Origin of the sequence: Escherichia sp. MOD1-EC6021 (assembly GCF_002965245.1) — a bacterium.
Lineage (GTDB): Bacteria > Pseudomonadota > Gammaproteobacteria > Enterobacterales > Enterobacteriaceae > Escherichia > Escherichia coli_F.
The window spans coordinates 64,950-80,029 of record NZ_PTRU01000010.1 but is presented as its reverse complement, the minus strand read 5'-3'; the positions used below and the strand labels follow the sequence as shown (position 1 = coordinate 80,029).

The following is a 15,080-nucleotide window of genomic DNA, read 5'->3' as shown; positions in this document are numbered from 1 at the left end:
CATAAGAGAAAGCATTGCGCGGGGTCTGGCGCTCATCAACAATCGGGGAGTCAGCAAGGGGCTGAAACGGGAAAGCCCCTCCCGAGGAAGGGGCCTTGCATAAGGAAAGGGTTATGATGAAGTTCGTCATCATACTGATTGTGCTGTTACTGATAAGTTTCCACGCTTATTAACGGCCATTCAGAGGGGGGAGAAATCCTCCCTTACCCTTGTTCCTTTACTTTAGGTTGAAAAAAAATCAGCGTCAAGAAGGTTTCATTAACACATATCCCTGGCCCAAAAAACCGGGGATTTTTTATATCTGTGTTCCACAAAAAACTGCAAATGATCAGGTTGTTGCAGCGTTTTGCGTGACCGCTTGGGGAAGGGAGAACTGCCACAGAGAAAGCATTGCGCGGGGTCTGGCGCTCATCAACAATCGGGGAGTCAGCAAGGGGCTGAAACGGGAAAGCCCCTCCCGAGGAAGGGGCCTTGTATAAGGAAAGGGTTATGATGAAGTTCGTCATCATACTGATTGTGTTGTTACTGTTAAGTTTCCCGACTTACTAACAACCAATTCAGAGGGGGGAGAAATCCTCCCTTACCCTTGTTCCTTTACTTTAGGTTGAAAAAACAACAGCGTCAATAGACCTGCCTGGTTCGAAGCGAGATCTGTGAACCGCTTTCCGGTTAGCCTTTTTTATCCTGTTGGATCTTCTTGATGATGTTGGTCGTTGAGCAACCGTCTTCAAAGTTGAGCACCAACACTTCGCCACCGTTGGCCCAGACTTCTTTACTCCCGGCAATCTCTTCTGGTTTATAGTCGCCGCCTTTCACCAGCAGGTCTGGCAAGATCCCGGCGATCAAGCGCTGCGGCGTGTCTTCTTCAAACGACACCACCCAGTCGACCGCTTCCAGTGCCCCCAGCACAATCATACGCTGTTCGAGAGGGTTAACGGGGCGGGAATCCCCTTTCAGCCGTTTGGTGGAGGCATCGCTGTTCACAGCGACAATCAGGCGGTCACCCAGTTTGCGGGCATTTGCCAGATAGGAGACGTGCCCGGCGTGCAGGATGTCGAAGACGCCGTTGGTCATCACCACTTTTTCACCGCGTTTACGCGCCGCCGCTACAGCAAGCTTCAGTTCCTCTTCGGTCATCACACCAAAGCCGGTATCTGCACGTCCACGTACTGCATTTTCCAGCTCGATCGGCGAAACCGTGGATGTCCCCAGTTTGCCGACCACCACGCCTGCCGCCGCATTGGCAAAGAAGCAGGCTTCTTCCAGCGAATTACCCGCAGCCAGCGTTGCTGCCAGCACACCAATCACCGTGTCGCCCGCACCGGTAACGTCATACACTTCTTGCGCCTGAGTTGGCATATGCAGCGGCTCTTTACCCGGTTGCAGCAGCGACATCCCCTGCTCTGAACGGGTCACTAACAGAGCCGAAAGTTCGTAATCGGCAATCAGTTTCATGCCGCGCTCAACAATCTCTTCTTCGGTCTTACATTTACCAACAACAGCTTCAAATTCCGAGAGATTCGGCGTCAGCAGCGTAGCGCCGCGGTAGCGCTCAAAATCGGTACCTTTTGGATCAATCAGCACCGGAACACCCGCTTTACGCGCCAGTTGGATCATCTGCTGCACGCTTGCCAGCGCACCTTTCGCGTAGTCAGAGAGCACCAGCGCGCCAATCGAACTCAGCGCCTGATTAATCCGCTCGTGCAGCGGCTGCGGATCAACCCCTTCGAAACCTTCTTCAAAATCCAGACGGATCAGCTGTTGGTTGCGGGAAAGTACCCGTAATTTGGTGATGGTCGGATGCGTCGGTACAGAAACGAAGTCGCATTTGACGTTGACGTCGGCCAGAGATTTACTCAGCGCGCGCGCCGCATCGTCAATGCCCGTCAACCCGACCAGGCGTGCATTAGCACCGAGAGAAGCGATATTCATCGCCACGTTAGCCGCGCCGCCCGGACGTTCTTCGATGGTATTCACTTTAACCACGGGCACCGGCGCTTCCGGCGAGATACGGCTGGTGGGACCGTACCAGTAACGATCCAGCATCACATCACCAACCACCATCACTCCTGCACGTTCAAACTCTGGCAGCGTTACTTTCATTCCTGTCTCCTGAGAGATTCAAAATTTGCGCGCGATAATACCATACTTCATTCTTCCACCAGCCACTTCTGCCAGCTTGCCCGCACCAGATCACGCTCTGCGGTGAAGCAATCCTCCGACACATGGCCCGGCAATTCCTGTAATGCCAGATGATGAAGTTCATCGCGCAGCGTAGTGTAAGCACGGGTCAGCGCCATCGCTTCCTGCTCTTCCATAATGTCGTTTTGCGCCAGCAGCTCCAGAATACGCACGTTGTCTGACCAGCGCGTTAACTTCGGTTTTTCATGAGCGTAGCGCAACACCAGATATTGGGTAATAAATTCGATATCGGTAATTCCGCCTTCATCGGCTTTGATATCAAAGCGATCGCGATGTTTATTGCCGAGATGAGCGCGCATTTTCTCGCGCATTTCCCGCACTTCTGTCTGTAAGGTTTTGCCTTCACGCGGCAGCGTCATAATCTCCCGGCGTACCGCGTCAAATTGCGCGGTCAATTGTGGATCACCATATACCACGCGAGCACGCACCAGCGCCTGATGCTCCCACGTCCAGGCCTCGTTTTTCTGATAATCGGAAAACGCTTCTGCAGAGGTGACCAGCATTCCCGCCGCCCCGGACGGACGCAGTCGAGCATCCACTTCATACAAAATGCCGGAAGAGGTTCGCGTACTGAACAGATGCATAATGCGTTGCGCCAGACGCAGATAAAACTGTCGCCCGTCGATTTCCCGCTCGCCGTCAGTCATCGCATCCATTGGGCAATCATGGAGGAAGATCAGGTCAAGATCAGAACTGTAGCCTAACTCCCAGCCGCCCAGCTTGCCGTAGCCGACCACCGCAAAACCACGCCCTTCGCGTTCGTTCAGGTGATTTGGCTTACCGTAGCGGGCAACCATTTGAACCCATGCCTGTTGTACGACAGCATCTATCATGGCTTCTGCCAGCCAGGTTAAGTGATCGCTCACTTTCATTACCGGTAGCGTACCGGCGATATCCGCCGCCGCGATGCGTAAAAGTTGCGCCTGTTTGAACTGACGCAGCGCCTCAAGCTGTTGTTCTTCGTCATCTTCCGGCACGCGCAGCAAATACTGGCGCAGTTCATCACGGTAGGCATCCGTCGCCGTCGGCTGGTAGAGAGTGTTTGGATCGAGCAGTTCGTCCAGCAATAATGGATAACGCGCCAGTTGGCTGGCAATCATCGGCGATGCGGCACACAGAGAAATCAAATGCTTAAGCGCCGCGGGGAATTCACTAAGCAGCTCAAGATAGGTAGTGCGGGTAACAATCCCCACCAGCAAAGCGGTAATGCGCGACAGCGTGACAGCAGCGTCTTCACGCGCACAGACATCACTTAGCAGATGCGGCATCAGATGGTCGAGCACCTGACGTCCTCGCGGCCCAATAGTGCGCTTATCCAGCTCTTTGCGGAAATCAGCAATCAGCGTCAGCACCTGTTTGCGATCATCTTCGCTAAGATGCGCCAGCACTGGCGTAGTGTCATCTTCCTGCAACGCATCCTGCCACAGCTCACGCCACTGTTCCGACAGCGACTCTTCCTGTGTTTCGCTTTCGTCGTCGCCAATCAATTCATTAAACACCCGGCGCACATTGGTCATATGTCCGGTCAGCGCCCCGGTCAGTTGCGGCCAGTCCGCGAAATCCATTGCCCATGCCAGCCGCGCACGGTTAAGCTCATCCGAAGGAAGCGTCTGAGTTTGTTCGTCGTTAATGCTTTGCAGCAGGTTTTCCAGACGCCGCAGGAAGAGATACGCCACTCGCAATTGTTCGGCATCGTTTTCAGAAAGCAGATGCAGCGCGGCAATGGTGCTGAGAGTGGGTAGTAAAGAGCGGGATTGCAGCGACGGCTCGCGCCCACCGCGAATGAGCTGGAACACCTGAACGATAAATTCAATTTCGCGAATGCCACCCGCGCCAAGTTTGATGTTATCGGTCAAACCGCGTCGGCGCACTTCACGGGCAATCATCCCTTTCATGTTGCGCAGCGACTGGATGACGCTGAAATCGATGTAACGGCGGAAAACAAACGGGCGCAGCATCGCACGCAACTCGTTAGCATAGACGCCGTCGCTAACGCCCATAATCCGCGCCTTGACCATGGCGTATCGCTCCCAGTCGCGCCCCTGCTCCTGGTAATAGTCTTCCAGTGCCGCAAAGCTCAGCACCAGCGGGCCACTTTCGCCAAACGGACGCAGTCGCATATCCACGCGATAAACAAAACCATCCTGCGTTGGTTGATCCAGCACTTTAATCAGCCGCTGACCCATGCGGGTAAAGAACTGAGCGTTATCCAGTTCCCTGCGTCCGCCCTGCGTGCAACCATGTTCCGGCCAGACAAAAATCAGATCGATATCTGAGGAAAAATTCAGCTCCCCGCCGCCCAGTTTACCCATGCCTAAAATCAGCAGCGGTTGCGCTTCACCCTGCGCATTGCAGGGCGTACCCCACTCGCGGCAGCAGGCCTCATACAGCCAGTCACGCGCGGCGACAATCAATGTCTCCGCCAGATGGCTGAGCTGCTGCAATATGCTCTCTTCAGTAACCAGTGCCAGCGTTTGCGCCCAGGCGATGCGCACCATAATGCGCCGCCGGAACAGACGCAGCTCGCGCATTAACCCTGCTTCGTCGCTTACATCACTGAGCGCCTTCTGCAACCATGCAGCGTAATGCTGCCATTCGTCGGCCTGCGGCGGCTGGCTTTCCAGTTCCGTCAGCCACTCTGGATGCGCAATTACGCTGTCCTGCACAAAATCACTGAAGGTAAGTACTGACTTCGCCTGTGCGCTAAGTGATTCCTCGGCTAAAGGCGCTGGCAGCCGCTCAACAACGGTCTGCCAGTACTGCTGTAACGGTGAAGAGAGCGGCTTCATAAGCGATTTTATCCTTGCCTGATTAACGTTTTCCGCTGTGCAACCAGAACGGTTCCTGATTGTTTGCCTCATTACGGAAATGTTCAATTTCAATGCGTTGCCCGGTCGCAATGGCATGACGCAGTCCCTGCCAGTTCTCCAGCCAGGCTTGCGCGACGAGAGGATCGTAGTAACCCGCCAGCAACAATATTGAGTCAATGTCACGCGTCAGGCGCGGCAATTGGTCACGGTAGCGATCGCCTAATGGCTGGCAGAAAACGCTTTTCAGTTCAGCGGCATGGCGGGAAAGATGGATATCGGCAAAGCGTTTGAAAGAATCGCTGATTTTGCCCTGCGCTTTGGCATCTAAAAACGGCTGCCAGGCTTTGCTTACCAGCCATTCGGTCAACGCCAGCTTCGCCATCGCCGTTTCGGTAGAGTAGACCGCCGTCACGGCAGATACCGCAGAAACGATGGTCGCTTCGCATTGGGTCAGCAGGTCACGTAAGTGAGTGCTCGCTTTACGCGGCACAATACCGCCGAACAGCATCAGCGTATGACGGACCAGACCGATGGCTGCCAGCACCTGCTCTTTCGCCGCATCGTTGCCACGTACCCACAGTTCTTCATGATACTGCCATTGCGCTAACGCCAGCTCGAGCGCCGCTTCCAGCCCCTGTTCCACATCAGCTTTTGCCGCAACATGCAAAATGGTGGTGGGTTTGATTTCACGCGCGGGATTGCCCTGCGCCAGATGATAGCCGCGCGCGGCTTTGCTCAGGCTGCCCTGACGTAATCCGGTTTGCGATACCAGTTGGTTCGCCAGTTTCAGCACCGCGCGCGTGTCGCCGCTAAGCAGTTCCAGTTCAAGCTCGCAGATAGGCTCAGCAAATTCGCCTGCCTTCACCTCGCCCTGATCGAGAGCGATTTCAATTCGGCTGCCATCGAGTTCCACCAGCCATTTTTCGCGATAAAAATCGGTGCTGAACAGTGGCTTCACGCGGGACGCGAGATCGGCTGGTAACTCACCGTTCGGCCAGACTTCCGTCGGTAACTGCGCCAGCTCGAGCGTCGGTTCGCTCAACGCCACGTTATATTCCGGGCGCTGGTGTAAACCGCCAGTCACTCTTCCTGCGACTTTCATGGTCATCTCATAGCGGCCGTTTTCGCCACGAATACGTAAGCCCATATCGTGTTCACGCAACCAGTTATCCGGCGTTTCGTAGTAAATATTCAGCAACTGCACGGGGTCATGGTACTCGCCGCCCAGCGTATTGAGATGGTCACGCAGCGTCTCAACGGCACTGTGATTAACAATAAACTTTAATTCGATTTCCTGAGCCATCCTTCCTCCACTGGGTACTCCCCCCCAACGTAGGCGGGAGGGGAATTTGGGCTGTTAAGCCCGCAGTTTATCAGCCACGCTGATTCTGAATATACTTTTTCACAACTTCCAGCGGTGCTCCACCACATGAACCGATGAAATAAGAGCGTGACCAGAGTACGGGCTTTGAATACGCGGCGCGCAAATCAATAAAATCATTCCGCAGCCGCCTACTGGTAACGGACTTAAGGCTGTTTACCAGCTTTGTGAGTTGCACCAACGGTGGGTATTCAATCAGCATGTGAACATGATCTGCCTCGCCGTCACATTCCTTTAACTCGGCGCCAAAGTCCGCGCATACCTCCGCTACATACTGACGCATGTTTGCATGATGCAATTCACCAAAAACTGGACGGCGGTATTTTGTCATAAAAACAACGTGAACATGCAACAGGTAAGCTGAATAGCGTGAACGATTGATTTCGCACACGTATTGATCCTCCCAAAAAAATGTGGATATATTGTACATTCTAAATAACCACATACTGAATGCAAAATGTTAATCCAGAAAGCATATAAATACAGGCTCTACCCCACTGACCAGCAGGCGCAAAGGTTGCGTCAGTTGTGCGGTTGCGCTCGCTTTGTCTGGAACTATGCACTGAATGAAACACTGAGCATTCATGACGCGGGCGGAAAAATTCCGTCAGCTTTCGACCTGAATAAACGACTTACGGGCTGGAAAAAACTCCCTGAGCTGGCCTTTCTTGCTGAGGGTTACACTGACAACCTCCAGCAGAAACTGAAAGACCTACGGAGCGCATGGGATCGCTGTTTTGATAAATCCCTGACGGCTGAAAAGCCCGTTTTCAAAAAGAAAACCAAAGGCTGCGACTCTATCCGGTTCGTCAATTTCAGCAAATATTGTGGGCTGGATTATGGCCGTGTGAAACTCCCGTCAGGACTGGGCTGGGTTAAATTTCGTCAGTCCCGGAAGATTGAAGGCGTCATTAAAAATTGCACCATCAGCCAGCATGCCGGACACTGGTATGTGTCTTTTCAGGTCGAATTAGCTGTTACCGATCCGATTCACGCATCGACCAGCGCAATAGGCCTGGATGCAGGTATAACGAAGCTGGCAACACTTTCAGACAGCACTGTCTTTGAACCGGTAAACAGCTTTAAAAAAAATCAGGATAAGCTGGCTCGCTTACAGCGCCGTCTGGCCCGGATGGTTAAATTCTCCGCCAACTGGAAAAAGCAGAAAGCGAAGATTTCCCGTTTCCACTCTCATATCGCAAACATCCGCCGCGATTACCTTCATAAAACCACGACGACGATCAGCAAAAACCACGCGATGATAGTCATTGAGGATTTAAAGGTTTCGAACATGTCAAAATCAGCAGCGGGTACGGTAGACCAGCCGGGGCGCAACGTCGCGGCAAAATCAGGTCTTAACCGGGCGATACTGGATCAGGGCTGGGCAGAAATGCGCCGCCAGCTCGAATATAAGCAGGCATGGCGCGGCGGTGATGTGCTGGCGATTAATCCGGCGTACACCAGTCAGAAATGCGCATGTTGTGGGCATACATCGAAAAATAACCGCAGGACGCAGGCGAGCTTTATCTGTACCGCGTGCGGCTATACGGCAAACGCCGATGTAAACGGCGCTCGCAATATATTAACAGCAGGTTTTGAAGTCATGGCGGCAGGACAAATATTGCCGTCAGTCCGTAAAGGACGCGCCCGTAAGGCGGCGTAAGCCGTCGAGCGAGGAACCGGGCAATGCGGCAACGTATTGCTACCCTGACAAGGGAATCCCCCTCCTGAGTCGCTTTGCGCGAAGGTGGGGGAGGATGTCAAGGCCTTTACTTATCGGTTATGTCACATAAGTGACGATGAACGGCGAACTTAATGCGATCTTTTTTGTCAGTAGATAGTATTTTGCGCCAAATTGCCATGCAACGGGCAATTTGACGGGCGTAAAAGTTTGAAGCAGTGGCAAGACCTGACACAGAGGATTCCGATTGATGTCGAATGCTTTGCGTAGCGACACTGATGCCACTACTATCGTTCCACTTTCCATGACAATAACGACAGCCTGATGCCAAAATTACGCCTGATCGGATTAACTTTACTCGCACTTAGCGCGACTGCCGTCTCACACGCTGAAGAAACGCGCTATGTTTCCGACGAACTGAATACCTGGGTCCGTAGCGGTCCGGGAGACCATTATCGCCTCGTGGGCACGGTTAACGCCGGCGAGGAAGTGACCTTATTACAAACTGACGCCAACACCAATTATGCCCAGGTGAAAGACAGCTCTGGCCGTACCGCCTGGATCCCGTTGAAACAACTTAGCACTGAGCCAAGCCTGCGCTCCCGTGTGCCAGATCTGGAAAATCAGGTCAAAACCCTGACCGATAAGCTCACCAATATCGATAACACCTGGAATCAGCGCACCGCAGAAATGCAGCAAAAAGTGGCGCAGAGCGACAGCGTGATCAACGGGTTAAAAGAAGAAAATCAGAAACTGAAAAACGAGCTGATTGTCGCGCAGAAAAAGGTCGATGCCGCCAGCGTGCAGCTGGATGACAAACAGCGCACCATCATCATGCAGTGGTTTATGTATGGTGGCGGCGTGCTGGGGCTTGGCTTGCTGCTCGGTCTGGTACTGCCGCACCTGATCCCAACGCGCAAACGTAAAGATCGCTGGATGAACTAAATCGCCTTCTTCGTTGCACTGTCTTATTATTAGGAATTGTGTATTTGACGAAGGGATGATGGCGTGAAGATTTATCTGGTCGGTGGTGCTGTTCGGGATGCATTGTTAGGGCTACCGGTCAAAGACAGAGATTGGGTGGTAGTCGGTAGTACGCCACAGGAGATGCTCGACGCGGGCTACCAGCAGGTAGGCCGCGATTTTCCTGTTTTTCTGCATCCGCAAACGCATGAAGAGTATGCGCTGGCACGTACCGAACGGAAATCCGGTTCCGGTTACACCGGTTTTACCTGCTATGCCGCACCGGATGTCACGCTGGAAGATGATCTTAAGCGGCGCGATCTGACCATTAATGCGCTGGCCCAGGACGATAACGGCGAGATTATCGACCCGTACAACGGTCTGGGCGATCTGCAAAATCGTCTGTTGCGCCATGTTTCCCCCGCTTTTGGCGAAGATCCGTTACGCGTATTGCGCGTGGCGCGTTTTGCTGCGCGTTATGCCCACCTCGGTTTTCGTATTGCCGATGAAACTCTGGCGCTGATGCGCGAGATGACCCACGCGGGTGAACTGGAACACCTGACGCCTGAACGGGTGTGGAAAGAGACGGAAAGCGCCCTCACTACCCGCAATCCCCAGGTGTTCTTCCAGGTACTGCGCGATTGCGGCGCACTGCGCGTTTTATTCCCGGAAATTGACGCCCTGTTTGGCGTTCCGGCCCCTGCCAAGTGGCATCCGGAAATCGACACCGGTATTCACACCTTAATGACGCTCTCAATGGCGGCGATGCTAAGTCCGCAGGTCGATGTCCGTTTCGCAACGCTATGCCACGATCTCGGTAAAGGACTGACGCCGCCAGAACTTTGGCCGCGTCATCATGGTCATGGCCCGGCGGGTGTGAAGTTAGTGGAACAACTATGCCAGCGTCTGCGCGTGCCAAATGAAATTCGCGATTTAGCCAGACTGGTGGCTGAGTTTCACGATCTCATCCACACCTTCCCAATGCTGAACCCAAAAACCATCGTCAAACTATTTGATTCCATCGACGCCTGGCGTAAACCGCAGCGTGTCGAGCAACTGGCGCTGACCAGCGAGGCTGATGTGCGCGGCAGAACCGGTTTTGAATCAGCGGACTACCCGCAAGGCCGCTGGTTGCGCGAAGCCTGGGAAGTGGCACAGTCAGTGCCGACAAAAGCCGTCGTTGAAGCGGGATTTAAAGGTGTGGAGATTCGCGAGGAGCTGACCCGACGGCGGATTGCGGCGGTAGCCAGCTGGAAGGAACAACGTTGTCCAAAGCCTGATTAAGCACTTGAATTTCAATTTATTGCAAACACCGGCCAGGTCGGATAAGACGCACAAGCGTCATATCCGACACTATTCCTCAATCAAAAGAACACGACATACACCGCAGCCGCCACAATAAAGCGATAAATGGCGAAAGGGATAAACGAAATGCGCTTAATCAATTGCAGGAAGGTTTTAATCGCTATCAGCGCCACCACAAAAGCGGTGATAAACCCAACGGCAAACATCGGGATATCGCCGGTTGTCAGGAAGTCCCAGCTTTTGTAGAGATCGAGCGCCGTTGCGCCCATCATCATCGGCACCGCCAGCAGGAACGAGAACTCAGAAGCCGCATAACGGCTCACACCCATCAGCATCCCACCTGAAATGGTCGCCCCGGAACGGGAGAAACCTGGCCACAGCGCCAGACACTGGAAGCAGCCAATCATAAACGCCTGACGATAGGTCATATCATCGAGACCCGGCGCACGCGGCTCTTTCGGCTTCAGGCATTCGGCGGCAATCAGCAACAGACCGCCAACGACCAGCGCATACATCACATTTATTGGATTAAACAACGACTTAATCGTGTCGTGGAACAACAGCCCCAGTACTACCGCTGGGATCATGCCAAGCAGAATGTGGATCAGCGTTAAACGGCCTTTGCCTTCTCCTTCGTGTTGCAGCGGACGACCAAAGTGAATGCCAATCAGGCCAAACAGACGCCGCCAGAACATCACTACTACCGCCAGAATTGATCCTAACTGGATCACGACTTCAAAGGTTTTCGCCGTGTCGCCCTCAAATCCCAACAAGTGACCGACAATAATCATATGGCCCGTGCTGGATACCGGCAGAAATTCTGTCAATCCTTCGACCACACCCAATATTGCCGCTATCAGCAGCGAGTGCATATCGCTCATCAATAAACCCCTAAATTATAAAAATGTAACGCTTGTCCAAACTACTGCAGTATGACCAGGTTATAACCGTTTGGTTTAACAGCTGTAAAATTAATTATTTTCTTTCAGATTATTGCCACGCTCAATGATGACGCCAACATTCGCCGCCCGCGCCACTGCGCCTGGCTTGCTGAGTTTGATACGCACCCACGGCGAGTTGAAGCGTGCTAACAGCAGCTCCGCCACCTCTTCCGCCACACGTTCCACCAGCGCAAAACGCGCGCCCTCGACGTGGCTGACTACCGTTTCTGCAATGTCAGCGTAACTGAGGCAATCCGCCACATCATCACTTTTCGCCGCTTTACGGTTATCCCACGCCATTTCGATATCGAACACTAACTTCTGTTCGATGGTCTGTTCCCAGTCGTAAACACCAATAGTGGTGATTACCGAAAGTTGCTCTATAAATACAATATCCATCACGTCCTGCCTGCTTTTTGGCTAACCGGATACCACTTCCGGCGAAATGTGCGTATTATCCACAGATTCATCGTTGAACACGAATTTTCAAAACGGAACAGCTTATGAGTGCAATCGCGCCTGGAATGATCCTCATCGCGTACCTCTGCGGCTCCATTTCCAGTGCCATTCTGGTTTGCCGCTTGTGTGGGCTGCCCGATCCGCGAACCAGCGGCTCCGGTAATCCTGGCGCAACCAATGTGTTACGTATCGGTGGCAAGGGAGCAGCCGTAGCAGTACTGATTTTCGACGTTCTGAAAGGAATGTTGCCCGTCTGGGGCGCGTATGAATTAGGTGTCAGCCCCTTCTGGCTAGGCTTAATTGCCATCGCCGCCTGCCTTGGACACATCTGGCCCGTTTTCTTCGGTTTTAAAGGAGGAAAAGGCGTTGCTACCGCTTTTGGTGCCATCGCACCAATTGGCTGGGATCTCACCGGAGTAATGGCGGGAACCTGGTTACTGACCGTGCTATTGAGCGGATACTCGTCGCTGGGAGCGATTGTCAGCGCACTGATTGCTCCATTTTACGTCTGGTGGTTTAAGCCACAATTCACCTTCCCGGTTTCGATGCTCTCATGCCTGATCCTGCTGCGCCATCATGACAACATCCAGCGTCTGTGGCGTCGTCAGGAGACAAAAATCTGGACGAAATTCAAAAGAAAGCGCGAAAAGGATCCTGAGTGATTTTTCGCGAGTCTACATAACCTGATAGCCTTCGTCGGGCTTGCCTAGCCGCTGCTGGCACCATGCCGCCAGAAATTCCACGCAGACACGTAATTTCATGCTGCGATAGAGCGGCTCCCGGTAAACAGCCCAGATATTGGCGCTTTGTGCATACTCCGGCAATACTCGCACCAGTTTGCCACTCTCCAGAAACGGTAAAACATCCCACTCAGAACGCAGCATAATTCCTTTTCCTTCCAGCGCCCATTGCAGCACAATCTCGCCGCTATTGGAGGAAAGGTGCCCGCTTACCTTCACCGATTTTTTCTCCTGACCGTTCCCCAACTCCCATATTCCGTGGGTCATATCGCGCTCTTTGGTCACCAGACAGTCATGACGACTTAATTCCTGCAAGGATTGTGGCTGCGGATATTTTTGCAGATACTCAGGCGCTGCACATAATATTCGTTTATTTTTTGTCAAAAGATGCGCAATATAATAATCAGGAATTTCGTCATTAATACGAATATCCAGATCAATATTATCCTGCACTAAATCAATTTGCCGATCGAACAATTCAAAATGCACCTGTAACTCAGGATAATTGCGCATCAGTTCGGTAATAGCTGGCGCAATATGGCTGCGCCCAAAACCAAAACTACAGCCAATACGAATCATCCCCTCCGGGCGCGTTTTGATTTGCGTGACGTCATCGACCAGTCGCTGATATTGGGTGAGGATTTCCAGCGCATGCTCGTAACAACGTTGGCCACTTTCAGTCAGCGCCACGCCGCGGGCGGAGCGGTTCAGCAGCGTTGTTGCCAGCGTATTTTCAAGGATTTGGATCCGCTTGGTGACAAATGCAGGCGTTTGCCCAAGCGTCGCCGCTGCAGCACTAAAACTCCCGCTGTGGACGATTTCTACCAGTACCTGCAAATCTTTGGCTAAAGGCCAGCTATTCAGCATCGTTAATTATCCGCAGTTGTGATAAGCGCAGTGTATTTCGCAAAACATTGCCATTCCCTGCTCTGGCGCAATATTCATTCTTATTTTCGCGTTGATTCACGAACTGTGAATTACATATTCACGGCGGCAAAAAATATAAAACCACATTTTTAGTGGTAGTTTGTGGCGGTGAATTTTTCCAGACAAATACATAAACTGGAGTTGCCATGATGAGCGAAAGTAATAAGCAACAGGCAGTGAATAAGTTGACGGAGATTGTCGCTAACTTTACCGCCATGATTTCTACCCGAATGCCCGATGACGTGGTGGACAAACTAAAACAGCTAAAGGATGCCGAAACGTCGTCGATGGGGAAAATCATCTACCACACGATGTTCGACAACATGCAAAAAGCAATCGACCTGAATCGTCCTGCCTGTCAGGACACCGGCGAAATCATGTTTTTTGTTAAGGTCGGTTCCCGTTTCCCACTGCTTGGCGAGCTGCAAAGCATTCTTAAGCAAGCCGTGGAAGAGGCAACCGTCAAAGCGCCACTGCGTCACAATGCGGTAGAAATTTTTGACGAAGTGAACACCGGCAAAAATACCGGCAGCGGCGTACCGTGGGTCACCTGGGATATCGTCCCCGACGGTGACGATGCGGAAATCGAAGTTTACATGGCAGGCGGCGGCTGCACGTTGCCTGGTCGTTCGAAAGTGTTAATGCCGTCGGAAGGCTACGAAGGCGTAGTGAAATTCGTCTTCGAAAATATCTCCACCCTCGCCGTAAACGCCTGTCCACCGGTACTGGTAGGCGTGGGCATCGCCACCTCGGTGGAAACCGCCGCTGTGCTCTCACGTAAAGCCATTTTGCGCCCGATTGGCAGCCGCCATCCCAATCCAAAAGCGGCAGAGCTGGAACTACGCCTGGAAGAAGGACTCAACCGTCTGGGGATTGGTCCACAGGGGCTGACTGGCAACAGTTCAGTGATGGGCGTACATATCGAATCTGCCGCCCGCCATCCGTCAACCATCGGCGTTGCTGTTTCTACCGGCTGCTGGGCGCATCGTCGCGGCACACTGCTGGTTCATGCCGATCTCACCTTTGAAAATCTGTCTCACACCCGGAGTGCGTTATGAAAAAGATCCTGACAACCCCGATCAAAGCTGAAGATCTGCAAGATATTCGCGTCGGCGATGTGATCTACCTGACCGGTACGCTGGTAACCTGCCGTGACGTTTGTCACCGTCGCTTGATCGAACTCAAACGTCCGATCCCTTACGATCTCAACGGCAAAGCGATTTTCCACGCTGGCCCCATCGTGCGCAAAAACGGCGACAAATGGGAGATGGTATCCGTCGGCCCGACAACCAGTATGCGTATGGAAAGTTTTGAACGTGAATTTATCGAACAGACCGGCGTGAAACTGGTGGTCGGCAAAGGCGGAATGGGGCCGCTGACCGAAGAAGGCTGCCAGAAATTCAAGGCGTTGCATGTGATTTTCCCGGCAGGCTGCGCAGTACTGGCGGCAACCCAGGTGGAAGAGATTGAAGAGGTGCACTGGACAGAACTCGGGATGCCGGAGTCGCTGTGGGTCTGCCGGGTCAAAGAGTTCGGTCCGCTGATTGTCTCTATTGATACCCACGGCAACAACCAGATAGCCGAAAACAAAAAGCTGTTCGCCGAACGCCGCGATCCCATCGTGGAAGAGATTTGCGAGCACGTCCACTACATCAAATAACCCTCCCGGAG

At 52.9% G+C, this 15,080-nt stretch carries 15 protein-coding genes; 8 read left to right on the top strand and 7 right to left on the bottom strand.

What is annotated here, in order from left to right; all coding sequences use genetic code 11:
• Positions 1-113: 113 nt before the first annotated feature.
• Both BEB54_RS13515 and BEB54_RS13505 read left to right on the top strand, forming a co-directional pair.
• Entirely contained in the window at positions 114-173 is a 60-nt protein-coding gene (locus tag BEB54_RS13515) for a type I toxin-antitoxin system Ibs family toxin (RefSeq protein WP_100733770.1), read from the top strand.
• 316 nt (positions 174-489) lie between these two features.
• Positions 490-549 (top strand): type I toxin-antitoxin system Ibs family toxin, encoded by a 60-nt coding sequence (locus BEB54_RS13505; protein WP_071821827.1) that lies wholly within the window; start codon positions 490-492, stop codon positions 547-549.
• 120 nt (positions 550-669) lie between these two features.
• On the opposite strand, the gene hldE is transcribed toward BEB54_RS13505, so the two are convergent.
• The 4 genes from hldE to tnpA all read right to left on the bottom strand — a co-directional run bounded on the left by hldE (position 670) and on the right by tnpA (position 6,838).
• Positions 670-2,103: a bifunctional D-glycero-beta-D-manno-heptose-7-phosphate kinase/D-glycero-beta-D-manno-heptose 1-phosphate adenylyltransferase HldE gene (gene hldE / locus BEB54_RS13500; protein ID WP_000869186.1), complete on the bottom strand. Its 1,434-nt coding sequence runs from the start codon at positions 2,101-2,103 to the stop codon at positions 670-672.
• Positions 2,104-2,150: 47 nt separating this feature from the next.
• A complete protein-coding gene (gene glnE / locus BEB54_RS13495; protein ID WP_105276769.1) occupies positions 2,151-4,991 on the bottom strand; it encodes a bifunctional [glutamate--ammonia ligase]-adenylyl-L-tyrosine phosphorylase/[glutamate--ammonia-ligase] adenylyltransferase in 2,841 nt (946 codons plus the stop codon).
• A gap of 22 nt (positions 4,992-5,013) precedes the next feature.
• Entirely contained in the window at positions 5,014-6,315 is a 1,302-nt protein-coding gene (ygiF, locus tag BEB54_RS13490; protein WP_105276770.1) for an inorganic triphosphatase, read from the bottom strand.
• A 70-nt stretch (positions 6,316-6,385) separates the two neighbouring features.
• Positions 6,386-6,838, bottom strand: a complete 453-nt coding sequence (gene tnpA / locus BEB54_RS13485) for an IS200/IS605-like element ISEc41 family transposase (RefSeq protein ID WP_000266196.1) — start codon at positions 6,836-6,838, stop codon at positions 6,386-6,388.
• 12 nt (positions 6,839-6,850) lie between these two features.
• Between tnpA and BEB54_RS13480 the strand changes: the two genes are divergently transcribed.
• From BEB54_RS13480 to cca, 3 genes are all read left to right on the top strand, one after another.
• Entirely contained in the window at positions 6,851-8,056 is a 1,206-nt protein-coding gene (locus tag BEB54_RS13480; RefSeq protein WP_105276771.1) for an RNA-guided endonuclease InsQ/TnpB family protein, read from the top strand.
• A 342-nt stretch (positions 8,057-8,398) separates the two neighbouring features.
• Positions 8,399-9,019: a TIGR04211 family SH3 domain-containing protein gene (locus BEB54_RS13470; RefSeq protein ID WP_001125332.1), complete on the top strand. Its 621-nt coding sequence runs from the start codon at positions 8,399-8,401 to the stop codon at positions 9,017-9,019.
• A gap of 63 nt (positions 9,020-9,082) precedes the next feature.
• Entirely contained in the window at positions 9,083-10,321 is a 1,239-nt protein-coding gene (gene cca / locus BEB54_RS13465; protein WP_001551671.1) for a fused tRNA nucleotidyltransferase/2',3'-cyclic phosphodiesterase/2' nucleotidase/phosphatase Cca, read from the top strand.
• 80 nt (positions 10,322-10,401) lie between these two features.
• Here the strand turns inward: cca and bacA are convergent, their stop codons facing one another.
• Entirely contained in the window at positions 10,402-11,223 is an 822-nt protein-coding gene (bacA, locus tag BEB54_RS13460) for an undecaprenyl-diphosphate phosphatase (RefSeq protein ID WP_105282213.1), read from the bottom strand.
• Positions 11,224-11,313: 90 nt separating this feature from the next.
• On the bottom strand, positions 11,314-11,682 hold the full coding sequence (folB, locus tag BEB54_RS13455) for a bifunctional dihydroneopterin aldolase/7,8-dihydroneopterin epimerase (RefSeq protein WP_001295541.1): 369 nt from the start codon (positions 11,680-11,682) through the stop codon (positions 11,314-11,316).
• Between the two features lie 104 nt (positions 11,683-11,786).
• Here folB and plsY point away from each other — a divergent pair, with 104 nt between their 5' ends.
• Positions 11,787-12,404: a glycerol-3-phosphate 1-O-acyltransferase PlsY gene (gene plsY, locus BEB54_RS13450; protein WP_001272796.1), complete on the top strand. Its 618-nt coding sequence runs from the start codon at positions 11,787-11,789 to the stop codon at positions 12,402-12,404.
• Positions 12,405-12,416: 12 nt separating this feature from the next.
• Here plsY and ttdR read toward each other — a convergent pair whose 3' ends face one another.
• A complete protein-coding gene (ttdR, locus tag BEB54_RS13445; protein ID WP_000935209.1) occupies positions 12,417-13,349 on the bottom strand; it encodes an L-tartrate utilization transcriptional activator TtdR in 933 nt (310 codons plus the stop codon).
• Between the two features lie 206 nt (positions 13,350-13,555).
• On the opposite strand from ttdR, the gene ttdA reads away from it, so the two are divergent.
• Both ttdA and ttdB read left to right on the top strand, forming a co-directional pair.
• Positions 13,556-14,467 carry a L(+)-tartrate dehydratase subunit alpha gene (gene ttdA / locus BEB54_RS13435; RefSeq protein ID WP_000986806.1) on the top strand — a complete coding sequence of 304 codons (912 nt, stop codon included), beginning with the start codon at positions 13,556-13,558 and terminating at the stop codon, positions 14,465-14,467.
• A complete protein-coding gene (gene ttdB, locus BEB54_RS13430) occupies positions 14,464-15,069 on the top strand; it encodes a L(+)-tartrate dehydratase subunit beta (RefSeq protein ID WP_105282212.1) in 606 nt (201 codons plus the stop codon). Before ttdA ends, ttdB begins: the two co-directional genes overlap by 4 nt.
• Positions 15,070-15,080: the final 11 nt, after the last annotated feature.